17 protein-coding genes and 1 riboswitch are annotated in these 18,532 nt (G+C 74.9%); of the genes, 2 read left to right on the forward strand and 15 right to left on the reverse strand.

Annotated features, from left to right (window positions below):
* Positions 1-37: 37 nt before the first annotated feature.
* The 15 genes from BM414_RS28570 to BM414_RS19155 form a co-directional block, all read right to left on the reverse strand.
* Complete coding sequence (locus tag BM414_RS28570; protein WP_139245952.1) at positions 38-685, reverse strand: aggregation-promoting factor C-terminal-like domain-containing protein; 648 nt, start codon at positions 683-685, stop codon at positions 38-40.
* Positions 686-936: 251 nt separating this feature from the next.
* A riboswitch (cyclic di-AMP (ydaO/yuaA leader) is annotated at positions 937-1,093 on the reverse strand.
* Between the two features lie 233 nt (positions 1,094-1,326).
* A complete protein-coding gene (locus BM414_RS19090; protein WP_217644814.1) occupies positions 1,327-1,758 on the reverse strand; it encodes a VOC family protein in 432 nt (143 codons plus the stop codon).
* Complete coding sequence (locus tag BM414_RS19095; protein ID WP_093581918.1) at positions 1,749-2,621, reverse strand: TcmI family type II polyketide cyclase; 873 nt, start codon at positions 2,619-2,621, stop codon at positions 1,749-1,751. The genes BM414_RS19090 and BM414_RS19095 overlap by 10 nt, the downstream gene beginning before the upstream one ends.
* Complete coding sequence (locus BM414_RS19100) at positions 2,618-3,898, reverse strand: cytochrome P450 family protein (protein ID WP_093581920.1); 1,281 nt, start codon at positions 3,896-3,898, stop codon at positions 2,618-2,620. The genes BM414_RS19095 and BM414_RS19100 overlap by 4 nt, the downstream gene beginning before the upstream one ends.
* Before the next feature lie 43 nt (positions 3,899-3,941).
* The gene (locus BM414_RS19105) at positions 3,942-6,764 is read right to left on the reverse strand and encodes an FAD-dependent monooxygenase (RefSeq protein WP_093581922.1); all 2,823 of its coding nucleotides are present in this window, start codon (positions 6,762-6,764) and stop codon (positions 3,942-3,944) included.
* Positions 6,761-7,096, reverse strand: a complete 336-nt coding sequence (locus BM414_RS19110; protein WP_245784831.1) for an antibiotic biosynthesis monooxygenase family protein — start codon at positions 7,094-7,096, stop codon at positions 6,761-6,763. Before BM414_RS19110 ends, BM414_RS19105 begins: the two co-directional genes overlap by 4 nt.
* Entirely contained in the window at positions 7,093-8,340 is a 1,248-nt protein-coding gene (locus BM414_RS19115; RefSeq protein ID WP_093582001.1) for a beta-ketoacyl synthase N-terminal-like domain-containing protein, read from the reverse strand. The genes BM414_RS19110 and BM414_RS19115 overlap by 4 nt, the downstream gene beginning before the upstream one ends.
* A 65-nt stretch (positions 8,341-8,405) precedes the next feature.
* Positions 8,406-9,698, reverse strand: a complete 1,293-nt coding sequence (locus tag BM414_RS19120; protein ID WP_093581999.1) for a beta-ketoacyl-[acyl-carrier-protein] synthase family protein — start codon at positions 9,696-9,698, stop codon at positions 8,406-8,408.
* Entirely contained in the window at positions 9,698-10,123 is a 426-nt protein-coding gene (locus BM414_RS19125; RefSeq protein ID WP_093581924.1) for a cupin domain-containing protein, read from the reverse strand. The genes BM414_RS19120 and BM414_RS19125 overlap by 1 nt, the downstream gene beginning before the upstream one ends.
* Before the next feature lie 8 nt (positions 10,124-10,131).
* Complete coding sequence (locus BM414_RS19130; protein WP_245784832.1) at positions 10,132-11,088, reverse strand: ACP S-malonyltransferase; 957 nt, start codon at positions 11,086-11,088, stop codon at positions 10,132-10,134.
* Complete coding sequence (locus BM414_RS19135) at positions 11,085-11,585, reverse strand: SRPBCC family protein (RefSeq protein WP_093581926.1); 501 nt, start codon at positions 11,583-11,585, stop codon at positions 11,085-11,087. The genes BM414_RS19130 and BM414_RS19135 overlap by 4 nt, the downstream gene beginning before the upstream one ends.
* A 23-nt stretch (positions 11,586-11,608) precedes the next feature.
* Complete coding sequence (locus BM414_RS19140; protein ID WP_093581928.1) at positions 11,609-13,357, reverse strand: acetyl-CoA carboxylase biotin carboxylase subunit; 1,749 nt, start codon at positions 13,355-13,357, stop codon at positions 11,609-11,611.
* Positions 13,354-13,893 (reverse strand): acetyl-CoA carboxylase biotin carboxyl carrier protein, encoded by a 540-nt coding sequence (locus BM414_RS19145; protein WP_093581930.1) that lies wholly within the window; start codon positions 13,891-13,893, stop codon positions 13,354-13,356. Before BM414_RS19145 ends, BM414_RS19140 begins: the two co-directional genes overlap by 4 nt.
* Complete coding sequence (locus BM414_RS19150; protein WP_093582005.1) at positions 13,880-15,628, reverse strand: acetyl-CoA carboxylase carboxyltransferase subunit alpha; 1,749 nt, start codon at positions 15,626-15,628, stop codon at positions 13,880-13,882. The genes BM414_RS19145 and BM414_RS19150 overlap by 14 nt, the downstream gene beginning before the upstream one ends.
* Positions 15,625-15,951: a TcmI family type II polyketide cyclase gene (locus BM414_RS19155; protein WP_093581932.1), complete on the reverse strand. Its 327-nt coding sequence runs from the start codon at positions 15,949-15,951 to the stop codon at positions 15,625-15,627. Before BM414_RS19155 ends, BM414_RS19150 begins: the two co-directional genes overlap by 4 nt.
* A 403-nt stretch (positions 15,952-16,354) precedes the next feature.
* Here BM414_RS19155 and BM414_RS19160 point away from each other — a divergent pair, with 403 nt between their 5' ends.
* Both BM414_RS19160 and BM414_RS19165 read left to right on the forward strand, forming a co-directional pair.
* On the forward strand, positions 16,355-17,092 hold the full coding sequence (locus BM414_RS19160) for a LuxR C-terminal-related transcriptional regulator (protein ID WP_093581934.1): 738 nt from the start codon (positions 16,355-16,357) through the stop codon (positions 17,090-17,092).
* 400 nt (positions 17,093-17,492) lie between these two features.
* On the forward strand, positions 17,493-18,134 hold the full coding sequence (locus BM414_RS19165; protein ID WP_245784833.1) for a response regulator transcription factor: 642 nt from the start codon (positions 17,493-17,495) through the stop codon (positions 18,132-18,134).
* The last annotated feature ends 398 nt before the right edge of the window (positions 18,135-18,532 follow it).

Genomic DNA, 18,532 nt, shown 5'->3' on the forward strand with positions numbered 1-18,532 from the left:
CCCTCCGGCTGCTGGAGGGGCTCCCGAGGTCAGGGGATCAGTACCAGTTGTTGGCCTGGAAGTGGGCCCAGGCCGCGCAGGCACTGCCGTAGCGGTTCTCGATGTAGATCAGCCCGGCGTCGATCTGCCGGTACGGGTCCGACGTCTTGGCGATGCCGGTACTCGCCCAGGTGGAGTCGAGGAACTGGGCGATGCCGTACGCGGTGCTGGTCGGGTTCTGCGCGTTGGGGTTCCACGAGCTCTCCCGCTCCCAGAGCTGCTCCAGGCAGCCGAACTGGGTGGTGTCGCCGCCGAGCGCGGCCAGGGCGTAGTCCTTGTACGCCTGCTCGCCCGTGGCGGCGGGAGCCGGGGCGGGCGCCGGAGCAGGAGCCGGGGCGGGAGCAGGAGCCGGGGCGGGAGCAGGAGCCGGGGCGGGAGCAGGAGCCGGGGCGGGAGCAGGAGCCGGGGCCGGGGCGGGTGCCGCCTCGGGCGCCGGCTGGGCGTCGCCGCGGTTCCCGTCCCAGCCGCCGCCCCACTGCCCGGTGGAGCCGCGGTCGCCGGGGTTCCACTCGTCGGCCTGGGCGACTGCCTGCCCGCCGAAGGCGAGCGCGAGGGTCATGGCCCCCGTGGCGGTCAGCAGGTGCAGGGCGCGGCGGCGCGGGCGCGCGTCGCCGGGGGTGTGCTCGATGTCGGTGCGTGCGTGCATGGGAGTCGTCCTCCTGGAGGGCACGGTCGCCGGGAGCCGTCAGCGGACGGCGCCACGGTGCTCGGAGATGGGCTGCGGCACGGGGCCTGGGTGGGCAGGGATCAGCAGCCGGGCGCGCGGCACCGGCCGGACCAGCGATCCGGCTGCAGGCGCGTGCGACGGCTGGGTGTGCAGGTGGGTGGGCAGGTGGGAGCGCGACGGTCCCGGACCTGGGCGCGCGGGGGCACTCGGGCCCCAGGCGCGGCTGTTCTCCGTTCTCCCCGGGCCGCCTACCAGGTGAGCTGACGGGTTCGGGCTGGGAGTGCCCTACCCGCTCCCGGAGGGCCGGGAGCGGGACTCACCCCGGTGGTGCAGGTGGGTCCCCGGCTCGCACCCACGGTGTGGAGTGCGACTCGGCGGCATCCGGCACGGGTCCCCGGGACGGGGACGAGACGACCGGCCGGATGCCGAAACCGTAAGGACGGAACCGGTCCGTGACAATCTCGTGACCTGATACAGGTCGCCGCTCGCCGCGACAGGCCGACGCCACGCCGGGAGCCGCGCTCGGAGGGTCACTCGCCGCTACCGCCGACGTCCCCGGCGCACGGCGACGACCGCCGGGACCCGGGTCCCGGCGGTCGCCGCGTGTCACTCCCCGGACGTCATCCGGTCCGGGAGGGTGGGCCGCCCCGGAAGTCGGCGTCCGGGTGTGTGGTGGAGATGAGGCCGACGACGTTGCCGAACGGGTCGACGACGGCCACGCTGACCACCGGCCCGTGGGGCGTGGGCGGGATCCACTCCTTGGCCCCCATGGACGTCAGCTTCGCCAGGACGGCGTCGAGGTCGTCGACGGTCCAGTGACCGACCGCTCCGCCCGGCTCCGTCGCCGCGCCGGGCGGGGCGGTGGCGCTGGTGGCGATCGCCAGCCGGGTCCCCTCGTCGATGGCGAACGCGGCGTAGCCCAGCCGCCCACCGGGACCGGGCCGGGTGAAGACCGGCCCGGTGCCCAGGACCTCCGTGTACCAGTCCGCGGCCGCGGCCACGTCGTCGGCCCAGTAGGTGATCGACGCGATGCCGCGCAGGGTCACGTCCACGACGAGGGCTCCTCCTCCGCCAGCACCGGCTCGGGGTCCCCCGGCTTCCAGTCCGGAGCCGTCCAGCGGTGGAACACCCGGGCCACCGAGTCGCGCGGGCTCTGCCACGTCTCCGGGTTGTACGGGCTGACGTAGGGGGCGAGGGCCGCCATGACCTTGCCGAAGGCCGGCCGCATCGACTCGTGGTTCTCCCGGACCGCCGCGGCCTTGACCCGGTCCTGCTCCAGGAGGTGGACGAAGACGTCCTCCATCGAGTACAGCCAGCGGCCGGTGACCCCGGTCTCCCTCGGCAGGTCGCCGGCATCGGACTCGGCGAACACCCGGGCGATGTCGGCCTCGCTGCCCGGCTTCATCCGCTGGACGATCACGGTCATCTCCCGGTCGGGGGAGACCTCGCCCTCGGGCACCCAGGAGTAGAACTGCTTGGCCACGGAGTGCGACGGGTTCTGCCAGTAGCTCGGGTAGGGCGTCACGTACGGGGCGATGGCCTCCGCGATCGCCTGGAACGCCGGCAGGCCGCGGCGCTGCCCCGAGACCTCCGGGTCCTCCTTGCGCTCGATGACGTGCAGGTACAGGCCCTCGTACGACAGCAGGATGCGTCCGACGACGCCGAGGTCCTGCGGCCGGGTGGTCCGGTCGTAGTAGGCGAAGACCGGTCCCACCTCGTCCTCGCTGCCGGGGACCATCCGGCAGACGATGACGTTGCGGAACGGGCGCCACGTGCTCGCGGACCAGCTCGCGGGCGACGAGGACGTGTTCGTGAACTCGACCGTGTCGTTCGCCCAGGGCGCTTCCGTGGGCGTGGTCGAGGCGTCGGCCGCGGGGTCGGCCGAGGGGGTGGCCGAAGGCGTGGTCTGGGTCATCGGGTACCTCCTGGGATGGGAGTGGGGGTGAAGCGGAGCGGGAGTTCGAGCAGCCCGCGGAAGGCCGAGGCCGCCGGCAGCCACTGCAGCTCCTCGACGGGGACGTCGAGCTGCAGGTCGGGCAGGCGGACGAGGATCCGCCGCAGCGCCGTCGTCGCCTCGAGCCGCGCCAGGGCGGTGCCGAGGCAGTAGTGGATGCCGTGCCCGAAGGCCATGTGCGCGGTGTCCCCGCGCCGGAGCCGGAGGTCGTCGGGGTCCGCGGTGAGCTCCGGGTCGTGGTTGGCCGAGCTGAGCACGACCGTGACGATGGAGCCCGCCGGGACCGGGACGCCGCCGATCTCGAGGTCCTCGGTGGCGAACCGGAAGCTCGACACCGGGACCGAGCCGTCGAAGCGCAGCAGCTCCTCGACGGCGTCGGGCAGCAGGTCGGGGTCGGCGCGCAGCTCGGCCAGCTGCTCGGGATGGGTCAGCAGCGCCACCACGGCGTTGCCGAGGAAGTCGGAGGTCGTCTGGTAGCCGGCGAACAGCAGGAGGAAGCAGGTGGAGACCAGCTCGGCCTCCGACAGGCGGCCGTCCCCGTCGCGCGCGGTGATCAGCGCACTCACCAGGTCCTCACCGGGCTCGCGGCGCTTGGCCGCGACCAGGCCGGTGAAGTAGGCGTGCAGGCGCTCCTGGGCCTGGCCGATCGCGGCCCGGTCCTCCTGGGGACTGCGCCCGCCGGTGCCGACCGTCCTGATGACCTGGGTGCCGGCCAGGATCTCCTCGTGGTCCTCGTCGGGGATCCCGAGGAGGCTCCCGATCACCGAGAGGGGCAGCCGCAGCGCGAACTCGTCGACGAACTCGGTCCGGCCGTGCGGCGCCATCCGGTCCAGCAGCCGTTCGACGATCTCCTCGACCCGGGGGCGCATCGCCTCGATCCGCCGGGGGGTGAAGGCCTGCGTCACCAGCCGGCGCAGCCGGGTGTGCTCCGGGGGATCGGAGTTCAGCATGTTGGTGTTGATCTGGCGGGCCTTCTCCCCGAACACCTGCAGGTAGGTGTCGCCGGCCCGGTACAGGTCCTTGGACAGCCGCGGGTCGGACAGGGCCTGCCGGGCGTCCGCGTACCGGGTGACGAGGTAGGAGTCGAAGCGCGGCGTCCGCACCCGCACGACCGGCCGCTCGGCACGGAGCATCGCGTAGACCGGATAGGGGTCGGCACGGAACTCCGGCGTGTAGATCTCGGCGCCCGGGACGATGTCCTCACTCGTCCCGGAGCCTGCTGGTGCGGTCTGCGTCATGTCGTCTCCCGGTGGTGGGGCGGTCGGAGGTGTGCCGTCGGCGTCACTGCGCGAAGACCCCGGCCAGGTGGTCGAGGAGCGCGTCCTCGGTGACCGGGCGGGCGCGGAAGCCGACGTGGCCGTCGGGACGGACCAGGTAGGCCGCCGTCCCGGCGCCGGCGACGCCGTAGGCGGCCGCGAAGGTGCGGTCGGCGTCACGGACGACCGGCAGGTCGACCAGCAGGGGGACCCGGACGTCCGGGGCGGCGACGAGGTAGGCGTCCACCTCGCCGCGGCTCTGCTGACGTACGGCCACGGCCAACTTCTCCAGGTCGAGCAACTGCTCCTCGGAGGCGCCGGCGCCGGCGGAGAGCAGCAGCGTCGAGCGCGGGCCGCGGGTGAGGTCGAACAGGCGCAGCGGGTGGGCGACGCCGAAGCGCCGCAGACCGTGCACGTCCGGCGCCCGGTACCCGGGCTCCGGGCCGGCCGGGAAGGCCGTCCCGTCCTCCTCGCCGACGAGCGGGCTGCCCGCGTAGTTCATGGTCATCTGCATCTCGAGCAGGAACTGGGCCTTCTCGTCCTCCATGTCCATCTCGTCGGTGAACGCGATGGACACGGCCCGGTCGACGATCATCTTCCCGGCGGGGCGGCGTTCGGCCTCGTAGCTGTCCAGCAGCCCGGGAGCGGCCAGTCCGCGGACGGCGAGGGCGAGTTTCCAGCCCAGGTTCCAGGCGTCCTGGATCCCGGTGTTCATGCCCTGCCCGCCCGCCGGCGGGTGCAGGTGCGCGGCGTCCCCGGCGACGAACACCCGCCCCCCGCGGTAGCGGTCGACGATGCCGTGCTTGATGCGGAAGATCGACGACCACCGCAGGTCGCTCGCCGTCGTCCCGGGCGGGCCCAGGTCGTCGATGGCGGCCTGCATGTCGGCCAGGGTCGGCGGCTCGTACTCCTGCCAGAACCCGGCCGGCACCACGCCGGTGCCGACGGCCTCCTGCCACCGCTGCGGGGCCAGGGTCGCGATCCGGTAGCGGTTGCGGCCCTTGAGCGGGACGCAGACGAGCATCCCGGTGAACTCGTCGTCCTCGATGCGCACGAAGCGCACGAGGTGACCGGCAGGCAGGTCCCAGTCGACGTCGACGTCCCCGAGCATGAACAGCTGCGGGAACATCGACAGCCCGCCCTCGAAGGTCAGCCCGAGCCCGGAGCGGACGGCGCTGTGCGCCCCGTCGCAGCCGACCAGGTACTGCGCACGGGTGGTCTCCACCTCTCCGGAGGCGTGCCGCAGCTGCGCGGTGACGCCCTCGTCGTCCTGGGTGAACCCGACCAGCTCGACCCCGCGCTCGACGGCCACGCCCTGGGAGGCCAGCCGGGCCCCGAGGATCCGCTCGGTGTCGTACTGCGGCAGGCCCAGGTGGGCGTAGGGCAGCTCGTCGAGGCCGGCCCAGTCGACCTGGTGGGTCTGCTCGCCGTTGACGAACACCGTCTGGCCGTACAGCCAGATCCCGGCGTCCATCGCCTCCTTGACGACGCCCTGCTCCTCCCAGATCTCCATGGTCCGGCAGTGGATGCCGATGGCCTTGTCGGCCTGGGTCGATGCCTGCGGTCGCTTGTCCACGACGCGGACGGCGATGCCGCGGCGGGCCAGCTCGATGGCGTGCGTCAGACCGGCCGGACCCGCGCCGACGACCAGCACCTCCGTCCCGCGACCGGCGACGGGCGGAGCGCCGCCGAGGTCGGCGGCGGCCGGCAGCGGCACCGGCGCGGCGACGTGCCCGTCGTCGGGCTTCTCCACGAACTCCTGCACGCTGGCGCTGGGCACCGTGCTCACGGGGAGCGGGACGGCGGGGACGGCGTCGGGGGGGACCGGCTGCTGCGCGGTCCCGGGCACCGTGCCCGCCCCGGCGGCCACCGACGGCGGCACCGGCCGGACACGCAGCGCGAAGACCCTGCGGTCCTCGCCGCGCGCCAGCCACCGGCCCAGCGGCCCGCCGGCCCAGTTCGCCGGCTCCGCCGCCCAGTCGGTGAAGCGCTGCTCGGAGTCCCACTCGGCGACGACGTGGTACCGCCGCCCGTCGGGCTCGCGCAGCAGCTCCTCGCGGGCATGGCCGGGAGCGCTGCGGGCCAGCTGCGCGGCGGCGAGGTAGGCGAGCTCGAAGGCCTCCTGCTCCCACGGCTCGACGACGACGGCGGAGTCGACGCGCACCCGCTCGACCTCGACGTCCCCGCCCGGGGAGACCAGCTCCGGGAACTCCGCGCCGGTGTCGGGCCGCTGGCGGATCTCGAGCACCTCACGGCGGAACTCGACCGAGTGCCACCGGGCCAGCGGTGCGCCGGCCACCATGTGCACCGGGTCCTCGACCCACTGCACGAAGTCGTCCTCGGACTCCCACTCCGCGAAGATGTGGTACCGCAGGCCGGCGGCGTCGCGCAGCAGCTCCTCGCGCACGTACCCGCGCGAGTCGCCGATCCGCTCGGCGACCGTCGTGTACGCGCGCTCGAAGGCCACCTGCTCGCCCGGCTTGACGCTGGTGGAGAAGTCGATGCGCACCGGCCGGGGCCGCTCGGCCTCCACCGTCGCGAGCACGGTGAACGTCGAGCGGGTGGCGTCGTCCCGCAGGTCGCGCAGCGCCTCGGTGAGCGTCTCCCGGGCGGCACTGCGCCCGAAGGCGTCCACCGACGCCCGGTCGGTCCAGTCGCTGACGATGGCGAACCAGCGCGGGTCGCCCTCGTCGCGCATCAGCTCCTGGCGCAGGTTGCCGGGCACCCGGCTGATCTCGGCGGCGGCCCGGCGCCAGGCCGCCTCGAACTCCGCCTCGCAGCCCTCCCGCGCCTGCATCCGCAGCAGCGTCCGCACCGCCGGCCGCCCGCCGTCCCCGAACGCCGTCATGCCGGCCCCTGCTCGCCCGGGACGGTCGCCAGCACCTCGTAGGTGTTCCGGGCCGCGTCCTCGCGCAGGTCGCGCAGCGCCGCGGTGAGCGAGTCGCGGGCGCTGCTGCGGCCGAACGCGTCGACGGCGGCCCGGTCGGTCCAGTCGCTGGTGATGAGGAAGGTGCGCGGGTCGTCGGCGTCCCGGATCAGCTCCTGCTGCCGGTTGCCCGGGACCCGGCTGATCTCGGCGGCGGCCCGGCGCCAGGCCGCCTCGAACTCCGCCTCGCAGCCCTCGCGGGTCCGCATGCGCAGGATGGTCCGCACCGTCGTCCCGGTCCCCGGCGTCGTCACGACGTCTCCTCCGGCCGGTGCCGGCGGAGCACGAGGCTGCTGTTGAAGCCACCGGCGCCGCGGGCGAGGACGACCACGGTGGCCAGGTCCTGCACGCGGCTGGACGCGACGAGGTCGACCCCGGGCGGGACGTCGACCGGGTCGTCGAGGTGGGCGGTGCCGGGGACGATCCCGTCCCGCATCGCCAGCAGCGCCGTCGCCACGTTGAGCGCCGACCCGCCGGCCATGAGCCGCCCGGTCCACGACGACGGCGCGGTCACCGGCACCGGCGTGCTGCGCTGCCCGAAGACCGCGGACAGCGCGTCGAGCTCGAGCCGGTCGAGCTCCGGGACGCCGGCGCCGTCGGCCACCACGAGGTCGACCTCGTCGGGGGAGACCCCGGCGTCGGCCAGCGAGAGCCGGATGGCGCGGGCGTACTGCGTCGCGTCGGGTGCGGGGTCCTCGTGGTGGTGGGCGTCGTGCGTGGCGCCGTAGCCGGCGACCTCGCCCCACACCTTCTGGGCGCCGCGGGCACGGGCCGCGCCGGGCTCCTCGAGCAGCAGGATCGCCCCGCCCTCGCCGACGACGTGGCCGTTGGCCCGCCGGTCGAAGGGCTTGTAGGCGTCCTCCGGGCGCTCGGCGGTCGACAGCCGGCCGCCGGTGACCTGGCACAGCAGCGCGTACGGGCACAGCCCGGCCTCCGTGCCGCCGACCAGCACCGCCGGGGTGCCGCGGCGGACCACCCGCCGGGCCCAGCCGATGCTGTCCAGCCCGCCGGCGCCCTCGCTGACGACGACGCCCGAGGGCCCCTTGTAGCCGTCGCGGATGGAGACCTGGCCGGTGGAGGCCGCGTAGAACCAGGCGATCGACTGGTAGGCGCCCACCGACTTCGGCCCCTTGGCCCACAGCCCCTGGATCTCGTGCTGGCTGAACTCGTTGCCGCCCGACCCGGAGGCCAGGAACACCGAGGTGGCGTAGACGTCGTCCTCGGGCGGGGTGTAGCCGGCGTCCTCGGCCGCCAGCGTCGCCGCAGCCAACGACATCCACGTCCACCGGTCGGTCTGCACCATGAGCTGCGGCGCCACGTGGTCGGCCGGCACGAAGTCGCGCACCTGGCCGGCCAGCGTGATGCCGTAGCGCTGCGCGTCGAAGCCCTCCACCGGCCGGATGGCCGGCTCGCCGCGCACCAGCGAGGCCCAGTGCTCCTCGACGCCGACGCCGGTGGGGGCGACGACCCCGAGCCCGGTGACCAGCAACTCGGTCACGACTCCTCCTCGCTGGCGCTCGTCGCCGTCGTGACCGACGGTGCTGTGCTCACGCGCGAGCTCGCTCACGACTCCCTCCGCGTGGGGCTGGCCAGCACGATCGCCGACTGGAAGCCGCCGAAGCCGCTGCCCACCGAGATGGCGACGTCGACCTTCTGCTCCCGCGCCACCTTCGGCACGTAGTCGAGGTCGCACTCGGGGTCGGGCACCTCGTAGTTGGCCGTGGGCGGCAGGACGCCGCGCTGCACCGCCAGGGCGGTCGCGGCGATCTCGATCGACCCGATGGCGCCCAGGGAGTGGCCGACCATCGACTTGATCGAGCTCATCGCCACGCTGCCGGCGGCCGGGCCGAGGCTGCGCTTGACCGCTGCCGTCTCGTGCCGGTCGTTCTGCTTGGTGCCCGAGCCGTGCGCGTTCACGTAGCCGACCTCGTCCGGGGACGTGCGGCCCTGCGCCAGCGCCCGGTCGATCGCCTCGGCCATCTCCACGCCGTCGGGCCGCAGCCCGGTCATGTGGAAGGCGTTGCAGCGGTTGGCGTAGCCGGTGACCTCGCAGTAGACCGTCGCGCCGCGCCGCCGGGCGTGCCCGAGCTCCTCGAGCACCAGCACCGCCGCGCCCTCGCCCATGACGAAGCCGTTGCGGCGGGCGTCGAAGGGCTTGGAGGCGTGCTCCGGGTCGTCGTTGCTGTCGGTGGTGGCCCGGATGGTGTCGAAGCAGGCCATCGAGATCGGCGAGATCGGGGCGTCGCTGGCTCCCGCGACGACGACGTCGGCGTCCCCGTCCTCCACCAGCTGCGCGCCGTAGCCGATCGCGTCGATGCCCGACGTGCAGCCGGTGGACACCACGGTGGCCGGGCCGTGCGCGCCGAACCGGACGGCGAGCTCGGTCGCCCCGCAGCTGGGCACCAGCGCGGAGGCGAGGAACCGCGAGGCGTACCGCGGGTCCACCTCCCACAGCCGGCCGCCGTCGCTGACCGACACGTACTCCTGCTCCAGGCGCATGGTGGCGCCCACCGCGCTGCCCAGGGTGACGCCGACCCGGTCGGGGTCGGGGGCGTCGTCGGCGTCGCCCACCCCGAAGCGCAGCCCGCTGTCGGCGACCGCCTCGTCCGCGGCGACCATCGCCATCTGGACGAACCGGTCGTTGCGGAACACCTCCTGGGCGGACAGGCCCAGCTTGACGCCGTCGAAGTCGACCTCGGCGGCCACCTGGGAGCGGAACCGGGCGGGGTCGAAGAAGCTGATCCGCCGGGTCGCCGTCCGCCCCTCGGTGATCATGTCCCAGAAGCCCTCGCGGCCCATCGAGCCGGGAGCGACGACCCCGATCCCCGTGACGACGACCCGCCTCCGCTCGCGCATCACCGCTGGCCCGGGGGCAGCTCGGTGTCCACGTGGCCGAGCTCGGGACGCGGCGCGAGCGGGCCGCACAGGAAGACGAACGTCGCCGTCGTCCCCGTGTCGTTGACGATGCGGTGGCGGACGCCGATCGGGATGTGCACGGCGGACTCGGCGACCAGCCGCCGCTCCTCGCCGTCGAGGGTGACGAGGACGTCGCCCTCCTGGCAGTAGAGGAACTCCTCGGAGTACGGGTGCCAGTGCTCGGTCACGATCTCGCCGGGCTCGAGGGTCAGCGTGCCCATGAAGCCGGCGGTCGAGCCGACGCTGGCCGGGGAGAGCAGGACCCGGATGTCACCGCCCCGGCGGCGGTTGGGCGCGGTGTCGGCCCGGTGGACGGTGGGGCCGCAGCGCGTCGGCGTGGCCGGCGCGTGCTGGATCGTCGTCATGTCTCTCCTCAGGTGGGGACGGAGCCCGCGAGGGCGGGCCCCGGGACGTCGGTGGGGACGAGCGCGCCCGGCCCGGAGGCCAGGCAGACGGGCAGGTGCGGGTGGACCTGGGCGACCAGCGGCCCGAGCACCGGGACGGCGCCGATCTCGACGACCGACGTCGCGCCGGCGTCGGCCAGCGACCGGGAGGTGGCCTCCCAGAGCACCGGCGCGGTGAGGTGCCGGCGCAGCGCCGCGCGCAGCCGGCCGGGGTCCCGGGTCGCCTCGCCGTCGGCGTTGGGGACGACGGGGACCAGCGGCGCCGACCAGTCGAGGTCGGCCAGCGCCGTGGCCAGGTGCTCGGCCACCGATGTCATCAGCGGCCCGTGGCAGGGCGCCCGGCCGGGCAGCCGGACCAGCTCCAGCCCGGCGGCGTGCACGACCTCGGCCGCGCGGGCCAGCTCGGTGCGGCCACCGGCCAGCACGGTGCGCTGCGGGGCGTCGACGGCGGCCACGCACAGCTGGCCGTCGCTGTCGGCCTGCGCCACGGCCGCCCGTGCGACCCCCTCCGCCCCCGGGCCCAGGACGGCGGCCAGGCCCGCGCAGGACGGCCGCGGGGCCAGGCAGAGCAGCTCGGCGCGCCAGTGCACCAGCTCCACGACCTGGTCGAGCTCCAGCGCGCCGGCGGCGACGAGGGCGGCGAACTCGCCCACGCCGTGCCCGGCGACGACCACCGGGTGCAGGCCGCGGGCGGTCAGGCTGCGGAAGCCGGCCACCCCGGTCACGACGACCTCGAGGTGCGCCGCGACGGGGTCGGGAGCGGTCGCGGGGTCCCGCCACCAGGCGGCGACGTCGCGGCCGACGACGGCGTCGACCTCGGTCACGGTGGCCGCAGCCACCGGGTCGGCCAGCCAGGGGTCGACCATCCCGGGGCGGGAGCCGTCCTCCCCGGGCAGGACGACCGCGGGACCCCGCGCCGCGGTCACCCGACCGCTCCCGGATCCGTGTCGGCCGCGGCGGCCTCGACCTTCTCCTTGATGATCCCCATCTGGACCTTGCTGTTGGCGTCGATCCGCCGGGTCATCGTCTCGGTGTCCACGGGCGCCTCGGGCCGCATGCGGAAGTCCTGCACCCACCGCATCCGGGTGCCGCCGTCCTCGGCCGCGTAGCTCCAGTGGATGTCCATGAACTCGAACGGCCCGGGCTCCACGCGGCGGGCGCGGACCTCGTGCTTCGCCGGGTCGAGCGTCCGCTCGGACACCCAGCTCCAGGTCCGTCCCGACTCGTCGGGGTGCATGGTCAGCCGGAAGCGGAACCAGGTGTCGGTCGACTCGAGCACCTCGACGGTGCGGTACTCGGTGAACAGGTCCGGCCACGACCGCAGGTCGTTGGTCATGCGCCAGACGTGGTCGATGTCGGCCTGGATGAGGATCGAGTTCTCGGTGTGTCCGACGGTCAGGCCGGGCTCGAGGGTGCTGCTCATGGTCGTCTCCTCCGGGGGTGGGATCAGGCCGGCTGGGCGGCCTGGGCGGCGCTGACGGTCTCGACGATCTGGCCGAACGTGTAGGCGTCGGGGTTGTCGTCGGGCATCGCGACGCCGTAGCGGTCCTGCAGCTCGGTCTGCATGGACAGGAAGGCCAGGGAGTCCAGGCCGACGTCGGCGAAGTGCGCCTCGGGGTCGCTGGTGTGCTGCGCGGGCGGCAGGCCCGTCTTCTCGGTGAGCAGCTGCATGAGGTCGGTCAGGGTGAACGCGGGAGCGGTCATGGTGTGGTCCTCCTCGGGACAGGGGTGCGGGACGGACGCCGGGTCGGCGGGTTCGCCGGCCCGGACGAGGTGCAGCGGGCCGCGCCGGGCGGCGGGCAGGGCCGGCTCCCGGGACGCGGCGATGGCCGCGGCGTGGGTCACCAGGTCGGGCAGCCGGCGGTCGAGGAACTGGACGTCGTGCCGGTCGGCGCGGACGTCGGGGTCGCGCAGCAGCGCGCGGTGCAGGGCTGCCGTGGTGTGCACGCCGGGGCCCTCGACGCGCAGCTCGGCCAGCGCCCGGTCCATCCGCCGCACCGCCTGCTCGCGGTCGGGCGCCCAGACGACGAGCTTGCCCAGCAGCGAGTCGTAGTGCGGGCTGACGTCGTCGCCCTGGCGGTAGCCGGTGTCGAAGCGGGTCCAGGGCCCGTCGGGGACGCGCAGGACGTCGAGGTGGCCGGGGGCCGGGGCGAACCCGCGGGCGGGGTCCTCGGCGTTGATCCGGCACTCGATCGCCGCTCCCCGCACCACGACGTCCTCCTGCCGCAACCGCAGGCGCTCGCCGCCGGCCACCAGCAGCTGCTCGCGGACCAGGTCGATCCCGGTGAGCAGCTCGGTGACCGGGTGCTCGACCTGGATGCGGGCGTTCATCTCCATGAAGTACGCCCGCCCGGCGTCGTCGACGAGGAACTCCACGGTGCCCGCGCCGGTGTAGCCCACCGACAGCGCGCCGCGGACCGCGAGCTCGCCAATCTCGGCCCGCTGCCGCGGCGAGAGGTGTCCGGCCGGACCCTCCTCGAGCAGCTTCTGGTGCCGCCGCTGCAGCGAGCAGTCCCGCTCGCCCAGGTACAGGCCGGTGCCGTGGGCGTCGCAGAGGACCTGCACCTCGACGTGCCGCGCGCCGGACAGGTACCGCTCGACGTAGACGGTCGGGTCGCGGAACACCGCGCGGGCGACGGAGCGGGTGGTGGCGAAGGCCTCGGGGAAGTCGGCGGGGTCGTGCACCACGGTCATGCCGCGCCCGCCACCGCCCGCCGCGGCCTTGATGATCACCGGGTACCCGATCTCGGCGGCGACGGCGAGACCCTCCTCGGCGGTGCGCACCGGGTCCACCACGCCGGGCAGCAGCGGCAGCCCGGCGGCGGCCATGAGCCGCCGCGCGGTGGCCTTGTTGCCCATCTGCTGCATGACCTGCGGCGGCGGGCCGACGAAGGTGAGCCCCTCGGCCTCGCAGATCTCGGCGAAGTCGGGGTCCTCGGAGAGGAAGCCGTAGCCGGGGTGCACCGCGTCGGCGCCGCTGCGCAGTGCCGCCTCGACGACGTTGGGCACGTGCAGGTAGCTCGACCGCGGTGCCGGTGGCCCGATGTGCACCGCCTCGTCGGCCATCTCCACGACGGCGGAGTGCCGGTCGGCCGTGGAGTAGACCGCGACCACCTCGATGCCGAGCTCTCGGCAGGCCCGCGCCACCCGGACGGCGATCTCACCGCGGTTGGCGATCAGCAGCCGGCCGATCACCGCGCACCACCGGGTGGGCGGAGGAGCAGCAGGACCTGGTCGTACTCCACCGACTCGGCGTCGCCGGCGCGGATCTCGGCGACCACACCCGCGGAGTCGGCCACGATCGGGTTCATCAGCTTCATCGCCTCGACGATCCCGAGGGTCTGACCGGCCTCCACCTCGTCGCCGACCCGCACGAACGGCTCGGCACCGGGCGAGGGCGCGGCGTAGAAGGTGCCCACCAGCGGCGCGCGGACGGCGACCGTGCCCTCCGGGACCTCGGGCTCCTCCTCCGGCTCAGGGACCTCGGCAGGCGGGGAGGCCACCGCCTGCAGCCCGCCGGACACCGGCACCGGGGGGGCGGCCGCCGGCGGGGTGCCGGTCGCCCACTCGACCTCGACCGCGCGGTCCCCGCTGCGGACGGTCAGCCGGCGCAGCGGGCCGGGAAGCGCCCGGGCGAGGTCCACGACCTCGTCCCGCAGGCTGCGGTCCTCCTCCCCCGGCACGTCGTCCTCCGCCGATCCCGACCGCGACGACAGCTCAGCGGGCCGCATCTCCGGCACCTCCCCCGGGGACGGGCGCGACGACGCGCAGTGGCCGGTCCCCGTCGCCGCCGATGCGTGCCAGTCGCGCGCTCCGGGAGTCGAGCAGGGCGGTGACGTCGAGCCGGCCCAGCTCGTCCAGCTCGCGCACCACGGCGGCGCGCAGCAGGTCGGCGGCCGCGGCCGGGTCGGCGTCCGCACCGCCGGGCGGCTCGGGTACCACCGAGGTGGCGATGCCGCTGGCCTGCAGGTGGGCCGCCCCCAGCCGCATCGCGCGGGCGGCGGTGGGTGCCGCGGTCGCCGTCCGCCAGAGGATCGCCGCGCAGCCCTCCGGGCTGATCACCGACAGGTAGGCGTTCTGCAGGACCAGCAGCCGGTCGGAGGTGCACAGCGCCAGCGCGCCGCCGCTGCCGCCCTCACCGGTGAGCACCGCGACGACGGGCACCCGCAGCCGGCTGCTGCGCATGATGATCTCGGCGATCGCGTGCGCCTGGCCGCGCTCCTCCGCCGCCGGGCCGGGGTGCGCGCCGGGTGTGTCGACGAGGGTGACCACCGGCAGGCCGAAGGTCTCTGCGTGGGCCATCAGCCGCAGCGCCTTGCGATAGCCCTCCGGGTGCGGCATCCCGAAGTTGCGGGCCACCCGCTCGCGGACGGTGTGGCCCTTCTCCTGGCCGATCACCACGACCCGGCGACCGTCGAGCACGGCCACCCCGCCCACGACGGCGGGATCGTCGGCGAACGCGCGGTCACCGTGCAGCTCGACGAAGTCGTCGAAGGCGGTGTGCAGGTAGTCCAGCGTCGTCGGCCGGCCGGTGACCCGCGCCCGCTGCACGACGTCCCAGGCGTCGAGCTCCGGCTCGGCGGTGTCCGGCTCGGCCGCCGGGGGCTCCTCCGGCGCCGGGGGTGCGGTCGCGGCCTGCTCCGCGCAGCCGTGCAGCTGGAGCAGCCGCACGAGCAGCGGGCGCAGCTCCGCGCGGCTCTCGACCCGGTCGACCAGGCCGTGGGCCAGGAGGAACTCCGCCGTCTGGAAGTCGCTGGGCAGCTCGGCCCGGATCGTCTCCTGCACCACCCGCGGGCCGGCGAAGCCGACGTGCGCGCCCCGCTCGCCGACGAGGACGGCGGCGAGGGTGGCGAAGGACGCCGACACCCCGCCGTAGGTGGGGTCGGTGAGCACGCAGACCGAGAGCAGGCCCGCCTCGTGCAGCCGGGCGAAGGCGTGGCTGACCCGCGCCATCTGGAACAGCGAGAACACGCCCTCCTGCATGCGGGCGCCCCCGCTGGCACAGATGGTCACCAGGGGCAGGCCGCGCTGCAACGCCAGGTCGGCGGCCGCGGTGACGCGGCGGCCCACCTCGATGCCCATGCTGCCGCCGAGGAAGGCGAAGTCCATCGCGGCGAGGACCACCGGTGTTCCGCCGATGCGGGCGGTGCCCAGGATCACGGCCTCGGTCTCGCCCGACCGTGCGGCGGCCTCGTGCAGCCGTTCGCGGTAGTCGCGCAGGTCGGTGAAGGCCAGCGGGTCGGGCGGCCCCGGCGGGCAGGCGTGCTCGGTGAAGCTGCCGTCGTCGGCCAGGAGCGCGATCCGGGCACGGGCACCCAGACGCAGGTGGTGGTCGCACTCGGGGCAGACCGAGAGGTTGCGGTCCAGACGCTTGCGGTAGAGCAGCCAGCCGCAGCTGGGACAGCTCACCCAGTCCACCGGCCCGGCCGCCGTCGCAGCGGGGCGGGCCGGGGTCGTGGCGGTCACGACCGCTCCGCCGACCACTCGTAGAAGCGGCGGGCCATGGCGTCGCGCGGGGACTTCCAGTTCGGGTCGTAGGCGACGATGTAGGGCCGCAGTTCCTCGCTGACGGCACGGAACGCCGGCAGCGTCTGCGCGACCGCCATGGCCTCCTGCTCGGGACGGTCGAACTCGATCAGGTGCACGTAGAGGTCGTGGAACGTGAACAGCGACCGGCGCTGCACGCCGATGTCGTACGGCATGGACGTCGCGTCGGAACGGGCGAAGACCTCGGCGACCTTGCTGGCGTCGGAGGGCGTCATCTTCGCGATGATCATGGTCTGGTGCACGGGCACTCCAGCGTCGCTGTGGGCCGGCGGGGGCCGGCGGGCCGATGGACGGCGGGACCGGTGCGGCCGGCCGGCCGGCCGGGGACCGATGCCTGGCGACGCTATGGCGGCGACGGTGCCTTCGGACACCGCCACGGGTCGGATTAGCCGGGCCCACCTGGGGGAGGGGTCGCCTGGTCACCGGGACGGGCACCCGCCGGAGGGGGTGGCGCGTCCTCCGGTCCAGCACCCGGAGGCGGGGCCACCCCGTCCTTCCGGACCGGCGGACCACGACTCGGGTATGAATCCGACGGCCGATCGCGCTCACCGCGTCGCGGACCGGTGGCGGCGGGTGACCGGCCGTCGCTAACTTCCGGGTCCTGGATCAAGGGCGCAGGGCGCCGGACCTGAGCGGAGCTGACGCATGGGTGGCGAGCCGGAGGGAACCGTCCCGCGACCGCGGGACGCGCCCCGGCGAGCCGGCCCCCCGGCCCAGGTGCTCATCTGCGACGACCACGAGGTGCTGCGGCACGGCCTGCGCGCGGTCCTCCGCTGGGCGCCCGACCTCGCCGTGGTGGCCGAGGCGGCCGACGCGGACCGGGCGCTGGAGCTGGCGACAGAGCTGCGCCCCGACGTCACCCTGCTCGGTCTGGGCACCCGGGGATCGGCGATGGTCGAGCTGGTGCGGGCGCTGACCGCGACCGGGACGCGGGTCGTCCTGCTGGGCGAGGCCGGGCACGGGGGCGACCTGGTGGAGGCCCTCCGCGCGGGCGCGCGCGGCTACGTCTACACGACCGTCAGCTCCGACCGACTGGTCGAGGGAGTGCGGGCCGTGCTGCGCGGGGAGACGCTCCTCGACGCCGCCGTCACCGGCGAGCTGCTGCACCACCTCGACGGCGCGCGGTCTGCGGCCGCGGCCGACGACGGACCCGGGCGCAACCCACTGACCGCGCGGCAGCAGGCCGTGTCGGCCCTGGTCGCCGAGGGGCTGACCAACGCGGAGATCGCTGCCCGGCTGGAGGTCAGCCGCGCCACCGTCAAGGGCCACATCACCGTCGCCCTCCGGCGGCTCGGGCTGCGCGACCGGACGCAGCTGGCCATCCACGTGAACCGCCGGGCCCGCCCCGGTTCCGGCTGGGAGGCCGGCCCCGCCAGAGGCTGAACTCCGTGCACGAGCCGTGACCCTCCGTACTGGCCCGTCGGCAGCGCCGGGTGAGTCGTGCGCGCGGCGCGCACGAACCTGGACGTCAGCTGTGAGGAGGGTGCAGATTACCTGTCAGCACCGGACGGTTGTGCGCTACGGTTCGGCACGTCCGCTGAGACGGACGGGTTCTGTACAGCCGGAGACCCGGCGACGACCCGTCAGCCACCCGGACAGGGGGAACGTGATGGGTTCCGACGACGTGCAGAGGGGCTACGGCCCGATGGCGCCGCGTCCACGGGGGCCGGTGGGGCCCGCACAGGGCGGGCCGGCCCCGGGACGCTGGCCGCCGCCCCGGCCGAGGTCGTTGCCGCGCCCGACGCGCCCGCTCGCCATCCGGCCGCCGTGCAGCCTCGTGCGCGTGCTGCTCTGCGAGGACCGGGAGGTCTTCCGGCTCGGGCTCCGGGAGGTCCTCGAGACCGAACCGGACATCGCCGTCGTCGCCGAGAGGGACACGCTGCCCGCAGCCCTGGCGGCCGTCGAGGAGGCGACGACGCAGGTCGTCGTCGCCCGTCAGGGCCTCGTCCAGGGACCCATGCTGCCCGTGCTGCGCGAGCTCTGCGGCCGCGGGACCGCGGTCCTCGTGCTCGCCGAGCCGCGCGAGGAGGGCGGCTCCGAGCTCGTGCAGGTCCTGCGTGCCGGGGTGCGGGGCTACCTGCCCCGGTGCTCGGCCGCGTCCCGGCTGGTGGAGGCCGTGCGCGCGTTGGCCCGTCACGAGCCGGCCATCGACTCGTCGACCACGAGCCAGCTGGTGCGCTACCTGACCGACCCCGCGACGGCGGCCGAGGTCCCCGACCGGGTGCTCGACCGGCTCACCGACCGGCAGCGGGAGGTCGCCGAGCTGGTGGCGCAGGGGCTGAGCAACGAGGAGATCGCCCGGCGGCTGTTCCTGAGCCTCGCGACCGTGAAGAGCCACCTCACCGCTTCGATGCGGCGGCTGGGCGTCCGCAGCCGGACCCAGGTCGCCATCCTCGTCAACCGCGATCGCTCGCCGGCGGCCTGAGCGAGGACCGCGCAGCCCCCACCGCTCGCAGGCGCGCGGGGGAACCCTGCAGCGAGGCCACACGGAACGGGGGCTCCGCGCTGCCCTGAGGTGAGGTCGCGGTGGGCGCGCGACAGCCGGTGAGGGCGATGGAGCCGGCGAGGAACGCGCCGAGCCTGGGCGGACCGGCCACCGCGACGACGCCCGGCCTCCGCACCGACCCGCCGGTGGGCGGGACCGGGCCGAGCGGCATGCGCAAGCGTCGGGGTCGTGCCGGCGCCGTCGAGCAGACCCCGTCCGCCGGTCGTGGCGCTGGTGCCGCATCCGACCCAGGGCGCGCGACCCGGGGCGTGACGTGCACGCCCCGGGGATGAAGCACCGCTCGCTCCGTGGTCGTGAGTGGTACCGCCCCGAGCTGG

Origin of the sequence: Geodermatophilus amargosae, assembly GCF_900116515.1 — a bacterium.
Taxonomy (GTDB): domain Bacteria; phylum Actinomycetota; class Actinomycetes; order Mycobacteriales; family Geodermatophilaceae; genus Geodermatophilus; species Geodermatophilus amargosae.